The sequence below is a fragment of the Citrobacter sp. RHB35-C21 genome (genome assembly GCF_013816515.1).
GTDB classification, from domain to species: Bacteria; Pseudomonadota; Gammaproteobacteria; order Enterobacterales; family Enterobacteriaceae; genus Citrobacter; species Citrobacter braakii.
Map to the genome: position 1 here is coordinate 4,794,348 of NZ_CP057147.1, position 17,994 is coordinate 4,812,341.

A 17,994-nucleotide genomic window follows, 5' to 3' on the forward strand; every position below is an offset into this window, starting at 1 on the left:
AAAACCAGAAACACGATAACGTTGAATGAATTATTTTAGGATTAAGCTCAATAAAGGTGTAAAGCAAAAACGTAGATATTCTGGCGCCAGATTATAAAAAAAGCCGATATTAATATCGGCTTTTTTTATAAGTAATCTGCAAATTCATTCGAATTGCAACAAGGCGGCAAGATCGTTAATCCCCGGGAGCATAGATAGCTATGTGACCGGGGTTAACGAACGCAGCCAACAGCGCTGCGGCTCGAAGGAAGAAGCAGATTAACGCCAGGACTTATAACGGTTAATCAAACCGTTAGTTGAGCAATCATGGCTGGTGATTTCTTTATCATCATTCAGCTCTGGCAGAATGCGATTCGCCAGCTGTTTGCCCAGCTCAACGCCCCACTGGTCAAAGGTGAAGATATTCAGGATCGCGCCCTGAGTGAAGATTTTGTGCTCGTACAGCGCAATCAGCGCACCCAGGCTGAACGGTGTGATTTCGCGCAGCAGGATGGAGTTAGTTGGACGGTTACCTTCGAACACTTTGAACGGCACAACGTGGTCAAGCGTTGCCGGATCTTTACCCTGGTCGCGGTATTCCTGCTCAACCACTTCACGAGATTTACCAAAAGCCAGCGCTTCGGTCTGAGCGAAGAAGTTAGACAGCAGTTTCGGATGGTGATCCGACAGCGGGTTGTGGGTGATTGCCGGAGCGATGAAATCGCACGGAACCATTTTGGTACCCTGATGAATCAGCTGGTAGAACGCATGCTGACCGTTAGTACCCGGCTCACCCCAGATGATTGGGCCTGTCTGGTAATCCACCGCATTGCCGTTACGGTCAACGTATTTACCGTTGGATTCCATATTGCCCTGCTGGAAGTAGGCCGCGAAACGGTGCATATACTGGTCGTACGGCAGAATCGCTTCGGTTTCAGCACCGAAGAAATTGTTGTACCAGATACCGATCAGCGCCAGCAGCACCGGCAGGTTTTTCTCCGCCGGAGTGGTGGAGAAGTGTTTGTCCATGGCGTGCGCGCCAGAAAGCAGCTCAACAAAGTTGTCGAAGCCCACAGAAAGGATGATGGACAGACCGATTGCAGACCACAGGGAGTAACGACCGCCAACCCAGTCCCAGAACTCGAACATATTGGCGGTATCAATACCGAACTCGCCAACCGCTTTACCGTTAGTGGAGAGCGCTGCGAAGTGTTTGGCAACGTGCTTGTTGTCGCCAGCGGTCGCCAGGAACCAGTCGCGCGCGCTGTGGGCGTTAGTCATGGTTTCCTGAGTGGTGAAGGTTTTGGAAGCGACCAGGAACAGCGTAGTCTCCGGATTCACTTTCTTCAGCACTTCGGCAATGTGCGTACCATCGACGTTAGACACAAAATGCATGTTCAGGTGATTTTTGTACGGGCGCAGCGCTTCGGTCACCATGAACGGGCCGAGGTCTGAACCGCCGATACCGATGTTCACGACATCAGTAATGGCTTTACCGGTATAGCCTTTCCAGCTTCCGGAGATAATCGCTTCAGAGAAGGATTTCATCTTCTCCAGCACCGCATTCACTTCCGGCATCACATCTTTGCCGTCAACGATGATTGGAGTGTTGCTACGATTACGCAGCGCCACGTGCAGCACGGCACGATCTTCAGTGCGGTTAATTTTCTCACCGGAGAACATGGACTTGATGGCGCCTGCCAAATCGGTCTCTTTCGCCAGATCCTGCAGTTTAGCCAGCGTCTCTTCAGTGATGCGGTTTTTGGAGAAATCCACCAGCATCAGATCGTCAAACGTCGCGGAAAATTTAGCGAAACGATCGCTATCTTTCGCGAACAGATCCGCGATAGTAACGTCTTTCATCTCTTCAAAGTGTTTTTGTAGTGCCTGCCAGGCTGAGGTCTGCGTTGGATTGATGTTTTTCATTAGCAATACTCTTCTGATTTTGAGAATTGTGACTGAGATCGATTGTAACGCCAGTCACAGAAAAGTGTGATTGTTTTAATGCCATCGCCCTTGTATCCATCGAACCAGGGTAAAAAGTATAGATGTTATAAGCGCTGTTACTGAACGGAAACGCAGCATGAAAAATCCGCATAATCCCAGCGTTGACAGTGCAAGCTACACATTTTATTTATAAATACGGTATTTGCATTTGCGCCTGCACCGGTTTTCGTTCTGCCTTATGTGCCATGGTCGCTCTATTCATTCCCTGACACGAGGTAGTTATGACTGATGTAGTTGTCTCCAAGTTTGGCGGTACCAGCGTGGCGGATTTTGATGCCATGAATCGCAGCGCTGATGTGGTGCTTTCTGATGCTAACGTCCGTGTAGTGGTACTTTCCGCTTCCGCTGGAATTACCAACCTGCTGGTCGCACTGGCTGAAGGGCTGGAGCCAACCGAGCGCTTCGAAAAACTCGACGCCATTCGTCAAATTCAGTTCAATATTCTGGAACGCCTGCGTTATCCAAACGTAATTCGTGAAGAGATTGAACGTCTGCTGGAAAATATCACCACGCTGGCAGAAGCGGCGTCACTGGCGACCTCAACCGCCCTGACCGACGAACTGGTCAGCCACGGTGAACTGATGTCCACCCTGTTGTTCGTCGAAATCCTGCGTGAACGCAACGTACAAGCGCAGTGGTTTGACGTGCGTAAAGTGATGCGCACCAACGATCGTTTTGGTCGCGCAGAACCCGACGTCGCGGCGCTGGCTGAACTGGCAACGCTTCAGTTGGCCCCGCGTCTGAGCGAAGGTCTGGTAATCACTCAGGGTTTTATCGGCAGCGAAGGCAAAGGCCGCACCACCACGTTGGGGCGCGGCGGTAGCGATTATACAGCCGCCCTGCTGGCCGAAGCGCTGCACGCAACGCGCGTCGATATCTGGACCGATGTTCCAGGCATTTACACTACCGATCCGCGCGTTGTTCCTGCAGCGCAGCGTATTGATGAAATCGCCTTTGAAGAGGCCGCGGAAATGGCGACCTTTGGCGCGAAAGTGCTGCACCCGGCAACCCTGTTGCCGGCCGTACGTAGCGATATCCCGGTATTTGTTGGCTCCAGCAAAGATCCAAAAGCAGGTGGTACGCTGGTCTGCAATAAAACCGCGAATCCACCGCTGTTCCGTGCGCTGGCGCTACGCCGTAAGCAGACGCTGCTGACGCTGCATAGCCTGAATATGCTGCACTCCCGCGGCTTTTTAGCAGAAGTGTTCGGCATCCTTGCACGCCACAATATATCGGTAGATTTAATTACCACATCAGAAGTCAGCGTAGCGCTGACGCTGGATACCACCGGTTCAACCTCCACCGGCGATACGCTGTTAACGCAGTCTCTGCTGATGGAACTGTCTGCCCTGTGCCGGGTTGAAGTCGAAGAAGGCCTGGCGCTGGTGGCGTTGATTGGCAACGACCTGTCCAAAGCCTGCGGCGTGGGTAAAGAGGTATTTGGTGTACTGGAGCCGTTCAACATCCGCATGATTTGCTACGGCGCGTCCAGCCATAACCTGTGCTTCCTGGTGCCCGGTAGCGAAGCCGAACAGGTGGTACAGAAGCTACATCATAATTTGTTTGAATAATATTTCATCACGCGATAAACAATAACTATAGCCGGGCTCGAACCCGGCTTTTTTATAACAACACAACACATTTCAATCGCAAGGAAGATAACATGCTCGCTACTCTCACGCGGCTGTTCCCGTTATGGGCGCTGCTGCTCTCTGTTATTGCGTATTACACCCCCTCCACCTTTACGCCTGTCGGGCCATTCGTGCCGTCGTTGCTGATGCTGATCATGTTCGGCATGGGCGTTCACCTGAAGGTGGACGACTTTAAACGCGTACTTTCACGCCCCGCACCGGTCGCGGCGGGTATTTTCCTGCACTATCTGGTGATGCCGCTCGCCGCATGGATTTTGGCGCTGGCATTTAATATGCCGCCGGAACTGTCGGCAGGGATGGTGCTGGTCGGTAGCGTCGCCAGCGGAACGGCATCGAACGTCATGATCTATCTGGCAAAAGGTGATGTGGCGCTCTCCGTGACTATTTCATCGGTTTCAACGCTGGTCGGCGTTGTCGCCACGCCGCTGCTGACACGGCTGTATGTCGACGCGCATATCCAGGTGGATGTGATGGGTATGCTGCTGAGTATTCTGCAGATCGTGGTCATTCCGATTGCTTTGGGACTGGTCATTCACCATCTGTTCCCACGCGTCGTAAAAGCCGTGGAACCGTATCTACCGGCGTTTTCTATGGTGTGCATCCTGGCGATCATCAGCGCCGTTGTGGCGGGTTCCGCCTCGCACATTGCGTCTGTCGGCTTTGTGGTGATTATCGCCGTGATCCTGCATAACACCATTGGCTTGCTCGGCGGCTACTGGGGCGGAAAACTGTTTGGTTTCGACGAGTCAACCTGTCGTACGTTGGCTATTGAAGTGGGCATGCAGAATTCAGGGCTTGCCGCTGCGCTGGGCAAAATCTACTTTGGCCCGCTTGCGGCGCTGCCCGGCGCGTTGTTCTCGGTCTGGCATAACCTTTCCGGTTCGCTGCTGGCAGGTTACTGGTCCGGTAAACCGATTAAAGAAAAAGAACGCCGCTAATTGGCTGCGGCAGGCCGGATAGCGGCTAACACCTTATCCGGCCTACCCAGCCTCTGCACTTTGCCGTACACTGCGGATATCGGCTAACAGAGGGCACCCTTATGGCACTCCCCCGCATTACCCAAAAAGAGATGACCGAGCGCGAACAGCGTGAACTGAAAACGCTGCTCGACCGCGCGCGCATTGCGCATGGTCGGCTGCTGACCAACGCTGAGACCAACAGCATCAAGAAAGAGTACATCGATAAACTGATGGCCTTGCGTGAAGCAGAAGCTAAAAAAGCCCGCCAGTTGAAGAAAAAGCAGGCTTATAAACCGGATGCGGAAGCATCATTTTCCTGGTCAGCGAATACGCCAACGCGCGGCAGACGTTAACGCCCTTTCTTCTTACGCCCCGGCGAGGTAAAACGCTTCCCGTTTGCCGCCGGGCGCGATTTCTCTTTCTCTGCCGATTTTTCGATTTTCACCACCGGGCGCTTAATGCCTGCGGTTTTTGGCTTCGCTTTCGCCTTCGGTTTGGCTTCTGAGGACGAGTTCTCAATCAGCTTGAACAGGTCGATCAGTTCGTCATCCGTCAGGTCGCGCCATTCACCCAGCGGCAGGCCGGACAGACCAACGTTCATGATACGTGTACGCTCAAGCTTAGTAACTTCATAGCCAAAGTGCTCGCACATACGACGGATCTGGCGGTTCAGCCCCTGAATCAGCGTGATGCGAAACACAAACGGCGCTTCTTTCTTGACCTTACATTTCTTGGTAACGGTGCCAAGGATTGGCACACCGGCACTCATCCCACGGATAAAGTCATCAGTGACCGGCTTATCTACCGTCACCAGATACTCTTTTTCGTGATCGTTACCGGCACGCAGGATTTTATTCACCAGGTCGCCGTGGTTGGTCAGAAAGATAAGTCCCTGGGAATCTTTGTCCAGACGACCGATTGGGAACACGCGCTTGCTGTGGTTAACAAAATCAACAATGTTGTCGCGTTCGCTGTCTTCAGTGGTGCTGACAATCCCTACCGGCTTGTTCAGCGCGATAAAAACCAGATCTTCCGCTTCACGCGGCTCAATCAACCGACCATTCACTTTTACGACGTCGCCAGGCATCACCTGATCGCCAATGGTGGCGCGTTTACCATTCAGGAAGACATTCCCTTGTTCGATAAAGCGATCCGCCTCGCGGCGCGAGCAGATTCCGCTTTCACTGATGTATTTATTTAATCGGATGGATGAGTCGGGCAGCATAATTTCTCCTTTGACAGCGAAATATACCCTACCTTGCGGGGGATAAAAAAGCAGAGCGTGAAAATGTGCTATCGCATCTGATTACGTAATGCCTGCGGGCTGATACCAAATCGTTTTTGAAAGTGGTAACGCAAAGAGTTTGCGCTGCCGAACCCGGTTTGCTGCGCGATCTGCTCAATACTGATATGGGATGTATTGAGCGCCTGCTGCGCACGGTTTAGCCGTTCATTCATCAGCCAACGTGCGGGAGTAAGCCCCGTTGACTCCTGAAATCGCCGCATCAACGTTCGGGGACTCATACCGACCTGGCTGGCCAGAGCGTCAAGGGTATGCTTCTGCGCGATATTGTTATGTAACCAGTCAAGCAAAAGACCAAAACGCTGGCTTTCCCGACTGCGGGCAACAGGACGCAGTTGCTGCTGAGTCTGGCTGCCATCCCTGTGGGGCTGCAGCACCAGGCGACGGGCCACGTTATTGGCAACCTCAAGTCCAAAATCAGTGCGCACCACATGCAAACATAAATCAATCCCTGCCGCACTACCTGCCGAAGTGAGCACGTCGTGGTCACCGACATACAGGACATCTTCCACGACGTTGATGGCGGGAAAGCGTCGCTGGAGTTCACTGACGTAACGCCAGTGCGTCGTCGCCTTACGGTCATCCAGCAAACCTGCCGCAGCCAGAACAAATACACCAGAACAGATAGAGATGATTCGACAACCGCGTTGATGTGCTTCACGAAGCGCATCGCATAATGCTTCCGGGACCGGTGAGCTCACGTCACGCCAGCCAGGAATGACAATAGTGTCTGCTTCCTGCAGCAATTCATATCCACCGTCCACCACGATACGAACCCCGCCAGTTGCCCTTAATTCACCTTGATCAACCGAAGCCACGGCAAAACGATACCAGCTCTCTCCCAGTTCAGGTCGCGGAAGCCCAAAAACTTCCACTGCGACGCCAAACTCGAAAGTACATAGCCCGTCATAAGCGAGTGCAACGACCAACGGGCGAGAAGATGTTGTCATGATCCTGGCGGAATCTGTCATGGTCAGAGGGTGTTTCGAGGTTAATTTTTTGATGAGATAAGAGGTAACACAACAGCTGATTTCACCACAAGAGAAAACAACAATATGAGTACCGTAACTGATATTCCAGCCGCTTCATCTGCACAAGCTATCGCCCATTTCCAGCAACGTCTGAATATGGAGACGGATTGTTCTGACGTTCATTCCGCGATGGCTGCTGACAACAAAGATTTTGTGCTTTTACATGTGGTGGGGAGTGCAGAGAGTTTTTCCCGTTGTCATATCCCTGGCGCGATTCATCTTCCCCATCGACAGATAAATACGGAATCCTTGAAAAAATGGCCACAGGACACACTGTTTGTCGTCTATTGCGCTGGCCCACACTGTAACGGGGCCGATCGCGCGGCGCTGAAGTTTGCGCAGCTAGGTCGACCGGTGAAAATAATGATTGGTGGTATTAAGGGCTGGGAGGACGAAGGCCTGGCGTTTGCCACTACGCAAAAGGACGCTGTTTCAATAGATTGATCGTTGTTAAGTCTGAACGGGCTTTTCCAACAGGAGGTTGTGGTTAACCCGTTCGGCTTTCCCCCCTTCCAACATCGTGAGCCATATCAGTAAGGCGTTACGCTGATAGTGGTAGCATTAGCGCGGTTTGTAATTTTCTGATTACATGGAGAAATGATGGAACTGCTTTTATTGAGTAACTCGACGCTGCCGGGCAAAGGCTGGATGGAACATGCGCTACCACTGATTGCTGAGCAGCTGAATGGTCGCCGTACGGCGGTGTTTATTCCGTTCGCTGGCGTGACTCAAACCTGGGATGAATACACGGCGAAAACGGCAGCCATCTTTGCGCCAATGGGCGTCAACGTTACTGGCATTCATACCGTTGCCGATCCGATCGCTGCCATTGAAAACGCAGAGCTGGTGATTGTCGGCGGGGGTAACACCTTCCAGCTACTGAAAGAGAGCCGCGAGCGCGGACTGCTGGCGCCGATTGTGGATGTCGTCAAACGCGGTGCGCTGTACATCGGCTGGAGCGCAGGTTCTAACCTCGCCTGCCAGACCATCCGCACCACCAACGACATGCCGATTGTCGATCCAAAAGGTTTTGATGCCCTGGGTCTGTTCCCGCTGCAGATTAACCCACATTTCACCAATGCGCTTCCGGAAGGCCACAAAGGCGAAACGCGTGAACAGCGTATTCGCGAGCTGCTGGTTGTGGCACCAGAGCTGACGGTGATTGGTTTGCCGGAAGGAAACTGGATTAAGGTGAGTAACGGCCAGGCGGTTCTTGGCGGTCCGAACACCACTTACGTCTTTAAAGCGGGTGAAGACGCGGTTGCCCTCGAAGCAGGTCACTGCTTCTAACCGACGTTGCCGGATAACGGCATAAATGCCTTATCCGGCCAACCGGTCCACCTCACTCAATAATCGTCGCGCTCATCGTCCTCATCCGGCTGTTCCAGCACGCTATAGGCCACGGAACAAAACAGCGAGTTCAGACGCTGCATATCGCCCAGCAGCGCCAGGTGCAAGGAGCTGGTCTCGATGCTCTGCACGTTCTGCTGATGCAGACGGTCAACGTGCGCATGCGAATACCGACGGTTGAGAATACGGAAACGGTGCTTGCTACGGCGCAGACGTCGGGCGCTGGTCACGTCACCAGAGAAGAACACCGACATCGCCAGCTGCAGATTGCTGAGCAGCTGATCGAAGAGCGCATCCAGCTCTTTCAATCCTTCCACGGAGAATGCGCGACGGGCAGCCAGCGACTTATCCGCTATCTCACTGCCCATACGTTCGACAATATCGGAAGCCTGCTCGAGGTTAAGCGACATTTCGATAATCTCCGCCCAACGGCGTGATTCCTCTTCCGCCAGTTCATCCTTTGGCATCCGCGCCAGATAGAGCTTGATTGCCGTGTATAGCACGTTAATGTCGTCCGCCATCCTGCGCAGCTCTTTCTCTTCACGCGGCTCGCCGTGCATCACCTTCTTCAGCCCGTCCATCATCTGCTCCATCGCGTCGCCGATGCGCAGAGCTTCACGAGCGGCATTGGCCAGGGCCAGCGTCGGCGTATCCAGCGCACTGACGTCCAGATGCTTGGGCTTCAAATGCGCATCCAGCTCCGGCTCATCGCGGATGATGCGCTTACAAAAACGCGCCATCGGTTCTGCAAACGGCACCATCGCCACGCAGCGCACCAGGTTGTAGAAGACATGGAAGTAAATAACCAGTTCAGATTTTGGTAGCGGCAGTTCATCCATCAGATTTGCCAACGGATGAACAAACGGCAGGATAATCAGGCTACCCACCAGCTTAAACAGCAGGCTACCGAGCGCCACACGGCGGGCGGCGGCGTTAGCGGCGCTGTTATTAAGCATCGCCAGCAGGCCAGAGCCGAGGTTGGCGCCAATCACCAGACACAACGCCACCGGGAACGAGATAATGCCTGCCGCGGTCAGCGTTGCCGTCAGCAGCACCGCCGCAAGGCTGGAGTAACTGATAATCGCGAACATAGCGCCAATCAGCGCATCCAGCATGATATCGCCGGTGAGCGAGGCGAAAATAACCTGTACGCCGTTAGCCTGGGTGATCGGTGTTACCGCCTGCACAATCAGTTCCAGCGCCAGTAAAATCAACCCCAGTCCAATACCAACCCGCCCCAGTTGCCCCACACGGGACTGTTTACGTCCGAGAAAGAAGATCACGCCGATAAAAATCAGCAGTGGCGACAGCCAGGAGAGATCGAAGGTCAGGATACGCGCCATCAGCGCGGTCCCGACGTCGGCGCCGAGTACAATCACCAGCGCAGGGGTGAGCGCGACGAGGTCCTGCGCGACAAACGAGGTCACCAGCATGGTGGTGGCGTTGCTGCTTTGCACCAGCGCCGTCACGCCGATACCCGCACAAAAGGCGAGCGGCTTCTTTTCAACACTACGGCTGAGTACGGTACGCAAACGGGCGCCGAAGACGCGCATCACGCCGGTGCGCACAATATGAGTACCCCAAACCAGCATAGAGACAGCAGAAAGCAGGTGTAACAGAGTTAGCACGGAATCAGGTTCTCCTTATCGTTATATGTTCCTGAGGCTCATAGCGATGACATAACACCTGATGACGCCACGCTTATCAGGCCGACAAAAATGTGCCATCCGGCAAGCAGTACCGATGAACGTTCTTTCAGTATAAGGGTTTAAACGTAATAAAGAGACAAGGCACTCATTGAGTGCCCTGTTTGTTGTAAATAAAGATGACAGTTTTGTGAATCAGTCAGCGTCATAGCCCAGATTAGGCGCTAACCAACGTTCGACTTCCGCCACGCTCATGCCTTTACGGAAGGCGTAATCTTCAACCTGATCGCGCTGGATTTGCGCCACGGCGTAGTACTTGCTGTCTGGATGACTGAAATACCAGCCGGAAACCGACGCACCTGGCCACATCGCGAAGGATTCGGTGAGCTTCATCCCGGTGTGCGCTTCTACATCCAGCAGTTCCCAGATGGTGGCCTTTTCGGTGTGTTCCGGGCAAGCCGGATAGCCCGGTGCCGGGCGAATTCCCTGGTAGTTTTCGCGGATCAGTTCCTCGTTACTGAGGTTCTCATTCGCCGCATAGCCCCAGTAGACTTTACGCACGCGCTCGTGCAGATATTCCGCGAACGCTTCCGCCAGGCGGTCGGCGATCACTTTCACCATGATCTTGTTGTAGTCGTCATGCTGGGCTTCGAAGGCGTCCGCCAGTGCATCTTCCTCCAGACCGCCGGTAACTGCGAAAGCACCGATGTAATCCGCTTTGCCACTCAGTTTCGGCGCAACAAAGTCAGACAGGCAGTAGTTGGCGAAACCGACTTTTTCCGTCTGCTGGCGCAGGTGATGACTGACGTTGATGACGTGCGTACGCGTCTCGTCACGGTAAATCTCGATGTCGTCCCCCACGCGGTTAGCCGGGAACAAGCCCACCACGCCGCGCGGATTCAGTGTCTTCTCAGCGCTGAGTTTATCCAGCATGTCATTGGCGTCTTTGAACAGACGTTTCGCCTCTTCTCCCACCACCTCATCTTCGAGGATGCGCGGGTATTTCCCGGCCAGCGACCAGGTCATAAAGAACGGCGTCCAGTCGATGTAGTTGCGCAGCGTTTCGATGCTGGCTTCAACGCTCTGTACGCCGAGGCGGTGCGCCACCGGCGGCGTGTAGTTTTCCCAGTCGAAGGCCAGATCGTTGTCGCGGGCAGCCTGTAACGTTACTGGTGGGGTCCGCGGTTTCTTACGCGCATGCTGGATACGCACGGTTTCGTACTCTTTACGCGTACGGGCGACAAAGTCATCGCGCTGAGTGTCAGAGAGGAGTGCGGCGACTACGCCAACGGTACGCGAGGCGTTCTGCACATAAACCGTTGGACCACTGTAGTTCTGCTCGATTTTCACCGCCGTGTGCGCTTTTGAGGTGGTCGCGCCGCCAATCAGCAACGGAATAGTGAACCCCTGACGCTCCATCTCTTTCGCCACGTTGACCATTTCGTCCAGCGACGGGGTAATCAGCCCGGAAAGACCAATCAGATCGGCATTCACTTCACGTGCCGTTCTGAGGATTTTCTCCGCTGGCACCATCACGCCAAGATCGACGATTTCGTAGTTGTTACATTGCAGCACCACACCAACGATGTTTTTGCCGATATCGTGCACATCGCCTTTCACAGTAGCAATGACCATCTTGCCGTTGCTGGAGCCTTTCTCTTTGCTGGCCTCAATGTACGGTTCGAGGTAGGCCACCGCCTGCTTCATCACGCGGGCGGATTTCACCACCTGCGGCAGGAACATTTTGCCCTCGCCAAACAGATCGCCAACCACGTTCATCCCGTCCATCAGCGGCCCTTCAATCACCTCGATCGGACGCGCGGCCTGCTGGCGAGCTTCTTCGGTATCCTGCTCAATAAATTCGGTAATGCCTTTCACCAGCGAATATTCGAGGCGCTTTTTCACGTCCCAACTGCGCCATTCCGCCATCTGGGCATTGGCAGTGTCATCAGTTTTGCTACCGCGATATTTCTCAGCCAGCTCCAGCAGACGCTCGGTGCCATCGTCACGACGGTTGAGGATCACATCTTCAACCGCATCGCGCAGCTCGGCGGGCAGGTCGTCGTAGATCGCCAGTTGTCCGGCGTTGACGATCCCCATGTCCATGCCGTTGCGAATGGCGTAGTAAAGGAATACCGCGTGAATGGCTTCACGAACCGGGTCGTTACCACGGAAGGAGAACGACACGTTGGAGACGCCGCCGGAGATCAGCGCGTGCGGTAGTTCGCGTTTGATGTCCTCACAGGCGCCGATAAAGTCCTGGGCGTAGTTGTTGTGCTCATCAATCCCGGTCGCGACCGCAAAGATGTTCGGGTCGAAGATAATGTCTTCCGGCGGGAAGCCTACCTCTTCGGTAAGAATGTTGTACGCCCGTCGGCAAATCTCAATTTTACGCGCACGGGTGTCGGCCTGCCCCTGCTCGTCAAAGGCCATCACCACCACTGCGGCACCGTAGCGTCGCAGCAACTTCGCGTGGTGGATAAAGGTCTCAATCCCCTCTTTCATCGAGATGGAGTTAACGATGCCTTTACCCTGAATGCACTTCAGCCCTTTTTCGATGACGTCCCATTTCGAGGAGTCGATCATAATCGGCACGCGGGCGATATCCGGCTCACCGGCGATAAGGTTGAGAAAACGCACCATCGCCGCTTCGGCGTCGAGCATCCCCTCATCCATGTTGATATCGATAATCTGTGCGCCGCTTTCCACCTGCTGACGGGCGACATCCAGCGCTTCGTTGTATTTCTCTTCTTTGATCAGTCGCTTAAATTTCGCCGAACCGGTGACGTTGGTACGCTCGCCGACGTTCACAAACAGGCTATCGTCGCCAATATTCAACGGTTCAAGGCCAGACAGACGGCAGGCTACCGGGATTTCCGGCAAGCGGCGCGGCGGCAAGCCTTCCACTGCGCGGCTCATCGCGGCGATGTGTTCCGGCGTGGTGCCGCAGCAGCCGCCGACCACGTTGAGGAAGCCCGCTTGCGCCCACTCGCGTATTTGCGCCGCCATGGTGTCGGCATCGAGATCGTATTCGCCAAAGGCGTTCGGCAACCCGGCGTTCGGGTGCGCGGTAACGTAGCATTCGGCAATGCGCGACAGCTCCTGCACGTACTGGCGCAACTCGTCCGGGCCTAAGGCGCAGTTCAGACCGAAGGTCAGCGCATCGGCGTGGCGCAGTGAGTTATAGAACGCTTCGGTTGTCTGACCGGAGAGCGTACGCCCGGAAGCATCGGTGATGGTGCCGGAGAGCATAATCGGCAACTCAACGCCCAGCGCTTCGAACTCGGTTTTAACCGCGAAAATAGCGGCTTTGGCGTTCAGGGTATCGAAGACGGTTTCAATCAGGATCAGGTCGCTGCCACCTTCCACCAGCGCTTTGGTGGATTCACGGTAGGCGGCCACCAGCTGATCAAAGGTAATATTGCGGTAAGCCGGGTCGTTGACGTCAGGCGAGATAGACGCCGTACGGTTGGTTGGGCCAAGCACGCCCGCGACATAGCGCGGTTTTTCCGGTGTGCGTGCCGTCCATTCGTCTGCCGCCGCGCGCGCCAGTTTAGCTGCCGCAAAGTTGATTTCCGCCGACAGGGATTCCATCTGGTAATCCGCCATGGCGATCGTCGTGGAGTTAAAGGTGTTGGTTTCGATGATATCCGCGCCCGCCTCAAAATAGGCGTTATGGATGGCGGCGATCACCTCAGGTTTGCTGAGCACCAACAGGTCGTTGTTGCCTTTCAGATCGCACGGCCAGTCGGCAAAGCGTTCGCCGCGGAAATCCTCTTCGCTCAGACGATATCCCTGGATCATGGTGCCCATACCGCCGTCCAGCACCAGAATACGTTCATTTAACTGCTGACGTAATTGTTCAACTTTGCTGCTCACACTCGCTCCCGACAACGCTCAACCAGACCGAAAAAAACTCAACAGACCATACTGGCACAAACCTGAGAGGTGGAAAAGAGAACAACGGCCAACATGAGACATGTTCAGCTTCACTCATCCGATCAGTACAGGAATTCTTGCATTATAATTGAATAAAACGAAAATGATTTCCACGATACAGAAAAGGAGTCCGCCATGGTTGCCACAATCCCCGCGAAACGCGGTAGAAAACCCGCCGCTGCTACTACGCCTGCAACCGGGCAGGTTCAGTCTCTGACCCGCGGCCTGAAGTTACTGGAGTGGATTGCAGAATCCAACGGCAGCGTGGCGCTAACCGAGCTGGCACAGCAGGCCGGTTTGCCAAACTCCACGACTCACCGTTTGTTGACCACCATGCAGCAGCAAGGATTTGTCCGTCAGGTGGGTGAATTAGGCCACTGGGCCGTGGGTGCGCATGCGTTTATCGTCGGCAGCAGCTTTTTGCAAAGCCGTAATTTGCTGGCGATTGTCCACCCGATCCTGCGCAAGCTGATGGAAGACTCCGGCGAGACGGTAAACCTTGCCGTGTTAGATCAAAGCGACCATCAGGCCATTATTATCGACCAGGTGCAGTGTACCCAGCTGATGCGCATGTCCGCGCCTATCGGCGGCAAACTGCCGATGCACGCCTCCGGTGCGGGTAAGGCGTTTTTATCCCAACTGAGTGAAGAACAGGTGACTGGCCTGCTGCACCGTAAAGGGCTGCACGCATACACCCACGCCACGCTGGTGTCGCCGGTGCATTTGAAAGAGGATTTAGCCCAGACGCGCAAGCGCGGCTACTCCTTTGATGATGAGGAGCATGCGCTGGGTCTGCGCTGCGTGGCGTCGTGCATTTATGATGAGCACCGCGAGCCGTTTGCCGCTATTTCCATCTCCGGACCCATTTCGCGCATTACCGACGATCGAGTGACCGAGTTTGGTGCCATGGCGATCAAAGCGGCGAAAGAAGTCACGCTGGCATACGGCGGATTTCGTTAAGAAAGGGTTGCCGGGCATCAAGCCGCAAATCTGATGCAAAACCGCTGTTTGCGCCGGTAGGCGTAAACATCTTCCACGTGTCCTTCACGGATCCGCGTTTGCAGACCTCGCCAGTAGTCGGCGCTGAACAGGTCAGCATGCATCTCTTCAAATAGCGGCCCGATACGCGGGTCAGCGCATAGCCAGTGACGAAACTCTTCCGGGAAGACATCCCCCGGCGATACGCTATACCACGGTTCAGCGCTCATCTCATCTTCTGGGTAGCGCGGCGGCGGGATATGACGGAAATTCACCTCCGTCATGTAGCAAATTTCATCGTAGTCGTAGAACACCACGCGCCCGTGGCGAGTCACGCCGAAGTTCTTAAACAGCATATCGCCGGGGAAAATATTGGCGGCGGCCAGCTGACGAATGGCATTGCCGTACTCTTCAATTGCATCGCGCAGTTGCTGGCCTTCGACCTGCTCCAGCCAGATATTCAGCGGCACCATCCGTCGTTCGATATACAAATGGCGAATGACAATCTGCTCGCCGAGATCGGTAATTTTTTCCGGGGCTTCCTGTAGCAACAGCGCCATCAGCGACGGATCGATTTGCCGTTTATCCAGCACAAAGTTCTCGAACTCCTGAGTATCAGCCATCCGCCCGACACGATCGTGCTCCTTGACCAGTTGATAACAGGCGCGGACGTGGGCAGCCGACATCTCTTTTTGCGGAGCAAATTTGTCTTTGATGACTTTAAAGACGCGGTCGAAGCCCGGCAGGGTAAACACCAGCATCACCATGCCGCGGATCCCCGGCGCTTCGATAAATTGCTCATCGCAATGGGCAAGATAGAGCAGATATTCGCGGTAACTTTCGGTCTTCGCGTGTTTCTGACAGCCGATCGCCATATACAATTCAGCGGTGGTTTTACCGGGCAGGATCTCGCGCAGCCACTCCACTAACGCGGCGGGCAGCGGGGCGTAAACCATAAAATACGAGCGGGCGAAGCCAAACACGATACTGGCTTCCGCCGTCGTGGTCAGGCAGGTATCGACAAACAGTTCACCCTCGTCAGTACGGTGAATTGGCAGTAAAAACGGCAGCGTCCCGGAAGGGGTAATCAACTTCCCGACCAGCCAGGCGGCCTTGTTGCGATAAAACAGTTCGTTCGCCACCTGCAAATGACTGCGCTGCAACACATCCGCCCCCAGCGTTTCGGTCAGGTGTTCGATGATGTAGTGGATATCCCGATGTCTGTTCTGCCACGGCAGACGCAAGGGCAGATCGCTGAGGACGCGCGTAAGCAGCCACTCCCAGCCGGTATCGGGAAAAAAGTCTTTCGCCAACGGGCGTGGGATCGTGCGAAAACGGCGCTCTGGCTGAGAGCTGAAAATAAACAGTCGCTCGGGAGTCAGCGAGCGGTGGTCAAATAACCGGCAATAGACGGAGTTAAAGAAACTCTCCGCAATCTCGAAGCGTGGGTAATCTGGCAATAGCCGGGTGTAATGCTCTTTCACGCGAAGTAAAAAATCCGCGTCGGTACTTTTGCCATCAGTAATGCAGCGCAGTTGCTCCACCACCAGACCCACATGATGATCGTAAAGGTGGATACGGCTTTTCATCGCCTGCTGAACCGCGTGCCAGTCGGCATGTTCAAAACGCTGCTGCGCGCCGGAGGTCACTTCCAGAAAACGCCCGTACTGGGCGTCGAAACCTTGCAAAATCGTCTGAGCAATCAGTAATTCCAGGCCACGCGTCATCAATTTCTCCCATCCGGCACAATGTCATGCCGGATGGCGCATTCGCTTATCCGGCCTACATCCCTTCGTAGGCCCGGTAAGCGCAGCGCCACCGGGCATTGATCAAAACTGCGATTCTTCAGTCGAGCCGGTCAGCGCGGTCACTGAAGAAGTGCCGCCCTGAATGATGGTGGTTACTTTGTCGAAGTAGCCTGTCCCTACTTCCTGCTGATGGGACACGAAGGTGTAACCATCTTTAGCCGCCGCAAATTCCGGCTGCTGAACCTTCTCAACGTAGTGGCGCATGCCCTCACCCTGCGCATAGGAATGCGCGAGGTCGAACATGTTGAACCACATGCTGTGAATACCCGCCAGCGTAATGAACTGGTATTTGTAACCCATATCGGACAGCTGTTGCTGGAAGCTGGCAATGGTTTTGTCATCCAGGTTTTTCTGCCAGTTAAACGATGGCGAACAGTTGTAGGCCAGCAGTTTGCCTGGGAATTTCGCATGAATAGCATCGGCAAAGCGCTTCGCCAGTTCGAGGTCCGGCGTGGAGGTTTCACACCACACCAGATCCGCATACGGTGCGTAAGCCAGACCACGGCTGATCGCCTGCTCAATGCCCGCATGCGTACGGTAGAACCCTTCGCTGGTACGCTCGCCAGTGATGAACTCGCTATCGTATGGGTCGCAATCAGACGTAATCAGATCGGCTGCGTCAGCATCGGTACGCGCAATCACCAGCGTCGGAACGCCCATAACGTCTGCAGCCAGACGGGCTGCCACCAGTTTCTGGATAGCTTCCTGAGTCGGCACCAGGACTTTGCCGCCCATGTGACCACATTTTTTTACCGATGCGAGCTGATCTTCGAAGTGAACGGCCGCTGCACCAGCCTCAATCATCGATTTCATCAGTTCAAACGCGTTCAGTACCCCGCCAAAACCCGCTTCCGCATCGGCAACGATCGGCAGGAAGTAATCCACATAGCGCGGATCGTTCGGCTCAATACCAGTTGACCATTGGATCTGATCGGCACGACGGAATGTGTTGTTGATCCTGTCCACCACCGCCGGAACGGAGTTCGCTGGATACAACGATTGATCCGGATACATGCTGGACGCCAGGTTGGCATCTGCCGCCACCTGCCAGCCTGAAAGGTAGACCGCTTCAATACCAGCTTTCGCTTGCTGCAGCGCCTGACCACCAGTCAGCGCGCCGAGGCTGTTGATATAACCTTTCTTCGATTCGCCGTGTAGCAGACGCCACATTTTCGCCGCGCCAAGCTGCGCCAGCGTGCATTCCGGGTTGACCGAGCCACGTAATTTCACCACTTCCTCCGCGCTATAGGGGCGGGTGATGCCTTCCCAGCGCGGTTGAGTCCATTCTTTCTGTAATTCTTCGATTTGTTGAGTACGGGTTTTCATGTGCAGATTCTCCATT

At 54.6% G+C, this 17,994-nt stretch carries 13 protein-coding genes; 6 read left to right on the plus strand and 7 right to left on the minus strand.

Going from position 1 to position 17,994, the window contains the following annotated elements:
* Window positions 1-258: 258 nt before the first annotated feature.
* Entirely contained in the window at window positions 259-1,905 is a 1,647-nt protein-coding gene (gene pgi, locus HVZ39_RS23245; protein ID WP_016155434.1) for a glucose-6-phosphate isomerase, read from the minus strand.
* Between the two features lie 302 nt (window positions 1,906-2,207).
* On the opposite strand from pgi, the gene lysC reads away from it, so the two are divergent.
* The 3 genes from lysC (at window position 2,208) to HVZ39_RS23260 (ending at window position 4,950) form a co-directional block, all read left to right on the plus strand.
* Entirely contained in the window at window positions 2,208-3,557 is a 1,350-nt protein-coding gene (gene lysC / locus HVZ39_RS23250; RefSeq protein ID WP_016155333.1) for a lysine-sensitive aspartokinase 3, read from the plus strand.
* Between the two features lie 92 nt (window positions 3,558-3,649).
* A complete protein-coding gene (panS, locus tag HVZ39_RS23255) occupies window positions 3,650-4,576 on the plus strand; it encodes a ketopantoate/pantoate/pantothenate transporter PanS (RefSeq protein WP_047499534.1) in 927 nt (308 codons plus the stop codon).
* Between the two features lie 101 nt (window positions 4,577-4,677).
* The gene (locus HVZ39_RS23260; RefSeq protein ID WP_003826541.1) at window positions 4,678-4,950 is read left to right on the plus strand and encodes a DUF3811 domain-containing protein; all 273 of its coding nucleotides are present in this window, start codon (window positions 4,678-4,680) and stop codon (window positions 4,948-4,950) included.
* Here the strand turns inward: HVZ39_RS23260 and rluF are convergent.
* Both rluF and ftrA read right to left on the minus strand, forming a co-directional pair.
* Complete coding sequence (gene rluF, locus HVZ39_RS23265; protein ID WP_016155331.1) at window positions 4,947-5,822, minus strand: 23S rRNA pseudouridine(2604) synthase RluF; 876 nt, start codon at window positions 5,820-5,822, stop codon at window positions 4,947-4,949. The two genes, HVZ39_RS23260 and rluF, sit on opposite strands and share 4 nt — an antisense overlap.
* 68 nt (window positions 5,823-5,890) lie before the next feature.
* Entirely contained in the window at window positions 5,891-6,871 is a 981-nt protein-coding gene (gene ftrA / locus HVZ39_RS23270; protein ID WP_049282909.1) for a transcriptional regulator FtrA, read from the minus strand.
* An 84-nt stretch (window positions 6,872-6,955) separates the two neighbouring features.
* On the opposite strand from ftrA, the gene HVZ39_RS23275 reads away from it, so the two are divergent.
* Window positions 6,956-7,375, plus strand: a complete 420-nt coding sequence (locus HVZ39_RS23275) for a rhodanese-like domain-containing protein (protein WP_181633019.1) — start codon at window positions 6,956-6,958, stop codon at window positions 7,373-7,375.
* A 156-nt stretch (window positions 7,376-7,531) separates the two neighbouring features.
* On the plus strand, window positions 7,532-8,221 hold the full coding sequence (gene pepE / locus HVZ39_RS23280) for a dipeptidase PepE (RefSeq protein ID WP_016155430.1): 690 nt from the start codon (window positions 7,532-7,534) through the stop codon (window positions 8,219-8,221).
* A gap of 56 nt (window positions 8,222-8,277) precedes the next feature.
* Here the strand turns inward: pepE and HVZ39_RS23285 are convergent, their stop codons facing one another.
* Window positions 8,278-9,909: a Na/Pi cotransporter family protein gene (locus HVZ39_RS23285; RefSeq protein WP_016155327.1), complete on the minus strand. Its 1,632-nt coding sequence runs from the start codon at window positions 9,907-9,909 to the stop codon at window positions 8,278-8,280.
* A 213-nt stretch (window positions 9,910-10,122) separates the two neighbouring features.
* Window positions 10,123-13,806 carry a methionine synthase gene (gene metH, locus HVZ39_RS23290; protein ID WP_181633020.1) on the minus strand — a complete coding sequence of 1,228 codons (3,684 nt, stop codon included), beginning with the start codon at window positions 13,804-13,806 and terminating at the stop codon, window positions 10,123-10,125.
* A 195-nt stretch (window positions 13,807-14,001) separates the two neighbouring features.
* Here metH and iclR point away from each other — a divergent pair, with 195 nt between their 5' ends.
* Window positions 14,002-14,826 carry a glyoxylate bypass operon transcriptional repressor IclR gene (gene iclR, locus HVZ39_RS23295; protein ID WP_047357748.1) on the plus strand — a complete coding sequence of 275 codons (825 nt, stop codon included), beginning with the start codon at window positions 14,002-14,004 and terminating at the stop codon, window positions 14,824-14,826.
* 17 nt (window positions 14,827-14,843) lie between these two features.
* Here the strand turns inward: iclR and aceK are convergent, their stop codons facing one another.
* Together aceK and aceA are read right to left on the minus strand one after the other, a co-directional pair.
* Window positions 14,844-16,571 (minus strand): bifunctional isocitrate dehydrogenase kinase/phosphatase, encoded by a 1,728-nt coding sequence (gene aceK, locus HVZ39_RS23300; RefSeq protein WP_016155427.1) that lies wholly within the window; start codon window positions 16,569-16,571, stop codon window positions 14,844-14,846.
* A gap of 102 nt (window positions 16,572-16,673) precedes the next feature.
* Window positions 16,674-17,978, minus strand: coding sequence for an isocitrate lyase (gene aceA, locus HVZ39_RS23305; RefSeq protein WP_016155323.1), 1,305 nt, complete (start codon window positions 17,976-17,978; stop codon window positions 16,674-16,676).
* Window positions 17,979-17,994 lie beyond the last annotated feature (16 nt).